Below are 2,933 nucleotides of genomic sequence, written 5' to 3'. Positions count from 1 at the left end.
TCGTGCGTGGCCCGGTAGAGCGCCCCCCGGCTGTACCCGTCCTGCGGCATCTGCTCCTCGAGCCGATAGGGCCCCAACCGCTCCACCTCGTCCCCGCTCGACTCGGGCTTCTTCCGCTCGTCCACACGTACTCCTCGCTGGCCTCCCTACCTGCCCGAGGCCCAACGCTCTTCTTCCCACGGAGCCGAGCCCCTGCTCCAGGACGTGCCCGGTACATCGGGGCAAGGGTGCTCCCGTGGTCCTACGTGTCCTTCCCCGTGTCGAGACCCGCGAAGCGTCGAGCCCGCGTCAGCATGTGGTCGATCTGCTGCCGCAGTTCCGGATACAGCTTTCGGCCACGCGCTCGCCGCTCGAACTCCGCGATGAGCGCGGCCGTCTTCCGCCTCCCCGCTAGAGAACCCTTCGTGGCCTGCGCGGCCCAGGAGCAGACCAACAGGCGGCAGTCCATCGAGGAGTAGCCCAGCCGTTCCATCCGCCGCAGATATGGCGAGAACCCTCTCCAGGGACCGGCACTGGTCACCATGAGCAGGGTCTCGGCGATTCGCCTCCGCATCTCCTGCCTCTCGAACGCGGTGCGCGTCTCCTTGAGGATTCGCTTCTCCAACTGTTTGTACGCCTGGACCTGCTCGGGGATGGACGCTTCCCGGAGCGGGAGGAACAGGCTCTCCAACTCTCGCGCCCAGCCCATGAACCGCTCTTCTTGTTCCGGCGTCAGATGCCGGGGCATGGCAGCCTCACCTGGTTCCACGTATAGATGGCTTCCGGCCAGAAGCCATTGGACGCGCAATACCTCAGGCAGGAAGCACAGCGAGTGTAGCCCGAGACATGTCCGGGCAGGCTGGCACCGCCCGATTCCACGCACTTCGCGTAATGCTCCGCGCACCGGTCCTTGGTGTCCTGGTCCGGCTCGCGAGTCTCGCTCGCGGTAGGCTCCTTGCCCGTGCCGAGCGGTGGAACAGGTCCGGAACCTGGAGGCTTGGGCTCCTTGGGCCTCGGCACTCTGGGCGACGTCCCCAATTGCTCGCAGGCCGCTTGCGAGCCGTTCTTGCACGCACAATCCAGGGTGCTCACGCAACCCGGACCAGGTCCTGGTCCCAGGGATTGACGCAGTTGCCTCGGGCCGCCAGCACAGCCCACGAGGCAGCTGCATGTCAGAGCCACCCACGCGAAGGAGCGCATGCCTTCATCTCAGCATCTCCCTCGCGCCCGGGAATGAGGCTTTTTCTTTGGGTGTCACCCGTCCGACTGCTGGTCGAGGACGACGGAGCGTGCCTCCGCCTGGATGTCCACCACTTCGGCGGACAGCACGGCGGTGTCCGCCGTGAGTCCCCGGAACTCCTCCTCGAGTTCCGGGGGCCCGGGGTAGACGCGCGCGCGGAACTGCTTGGGTACGAGCGGCTTGATGAAGCGAGGGAAGGGCTCCCGCGCGGCGCGCTCCATGCGAGGACGAGGTGCCAAACGAGTTCTTTGACACCTTCCCCGGGCGGCCCCGGTGCGAGCGCCACCAGCTTGAGCAGCAGCAGGTGCCCTACCTCGTCCAGGCACCAGCAGGGGCGGGAGAAGAATCGGTGGAAGGCGGCGTGGTGCAGGGTGCCGGAAACGCCTGCGACCACCAGCGACTCGGTGACGGCATGCAGTCGGCTGGTTCGCACCCAGCCTGCAAACAGGGTGAGGAAGCGGCGGAACGAGGGTCGTGTGAAGGCGGGGCTGACGAGCAAAAGTATCGACAGCAGCGTGTTCAAGGAGGGGGCGGTCATCGGTGTACACCATTCCCGTTGGCCGCCTTCCTCCTGCGCTCCAGCCCTCCTCGCTTACCCGCCTGCTCTCCTCAAAATGGCGAAAGTCGAGTCTGACACCTTTCCTGGGTCCCCATGTTCACCGCTGTTCGAGGAAGAGGTCCGCGTCCACGTCCTCGCCCCCGGGGGCGCCGTCCGCGCCCAGGCTCCACACCCGGGGATGGCCCTCGTGGAGCTCATAGCCATAGGGCCGCCCCCAGGGGTCGATCGGAACCTGATCCAGAAGCTGGCGTTTCACGAACTCGCGCATTCCCTCTTCGGTGGAAGGAAAGCGCTGATGCCTCGAGTGATAGAGCTTCAAGGCATTCTGGAGGTTCGCGAGGTCCTGCCGGGCGAAGTCCTGCTTCGAGCAGCTGATGTACACGACATGGGAGGGCCACAGCGCACCGGCCCACAGCACGGCCGCCCACAGGACAATGGCCAGGCAGACCCCGAGGGTGAACAGGAGGTCGCGAAGGAACGCCTTCGCGGTGAGTTTGGGGTGTCTGGGTTTCACGTGAGCCATGACGGGGGGCTCTTCAAGCCACGTACCATCCGCGCGCGAGGCCAGTACGCGTTTCCGCGAGTCCGGGCTCCCTCCGTCCATGCCTGACTGTCCACGAGTGCGGGGCCGGGCCGCCATTCTGTCCGAGAAGGTCCCCGAGAAGGTTTCAGAGGGAACCGGTCAAAAATGGCGAAAGTCGAGTCAGACGATCTCTTCAGGGGTGCTCTTGTCGCAAAGAACGGGGCACCTTCCGGCCGCGCGACGTGCCGACTGGTACAACCATTGGACCAGTTGCGCCCGAACTCGGCCGGAACCTCCCCCTGAGGAGAGGAGGCTTTTGGCTGTCTGTCCTTCAGCTCCCCAGACATCGTTCCCGGCGCACTCACCGCCCGAGTGACGGGGGCGGCGGCCTGGCGCTGAACGAGGGCACGTAGCACTCTCCCTCGTGCTCGTAGAGTTCGTCCGGGCACGGGGCCTTCAGCTTGTGAGGCGACCAGCAGGCTCCAACGAGTTCGACCTCGATGTGGCGACTGCATGGGGGGCGCTTCTGCCCCTTGAAGGGCTCACGCGGGAGCGGTCGCGCGAGCACGGGTTCCCCCTGGGGCGTCGTGTCCGTGAGCCGACCGCTGGTGAAAGGCTCTGGCATCCCCTCC

The 2,933-nt window shown here is 66.1% G+C and carries 3 protein-coding genes and 1 pseudogene; all 4 read right to left on the bottom strand.

Annotation, left to right across the window (positions count from 1 at the left end):
- Window positions 1-241: 241 nt before the first annotated feature.
- Window positions 242-688, bottom strand: a complete 447-nt coding sequence (locus VF794_RS23515; RefSeq protein ID WP_331114036.1) for a hypothetical protein — start codon at window positions 686-688, stop codon at window positions 242-244.
- A 545-nt stretch (window positions 689-1,233) separates the two neighbouring features.
- Window positions 1,234-1,458 (bottom strand): hypothetical protein, encoded by a 225-nt coding sequence (locus tag VF794_RS23510; protein ID WP_331114034.1) that lies wholly within the window; start codon window positions 1,456-1,458, stop codon window positions 1,234-1,236.
- A gap of 417 nt (window positions 1,459-1,875) precedes the next feature.
- On the bottom strand, window positions 1,876-2,301 hold the full coding sequence (locus VF794_RS23505) for a type II secretion system protein GspG (protein WP_331114032.1): 426 nt from the start codon (window positions 2,299-2,301) through the stop codon (window positions 1,876-1,878).
- A gap of 361 nt (window positions 2,302-2,662) precedes the next feature.
- Window positions 2,663-2,933, bottom strand: a pseudogene (locus VF794_RS23500) (hypothetical protein); the annotation flags it as partial.

The sequence above is a fragment of the Archangium sp. genome, from assembly GCF_036389735.1.
Taxonomy (GTDB): domain Bacteria; phylum Myxococcota; class Myxococcia; order Myxococcales; family Myxococcaceae; genus Archangium.
Note: the sequence above shows the minus strand (reverse complement) of the source record. Positions and strands in the feature narration are given on the sequence as shown.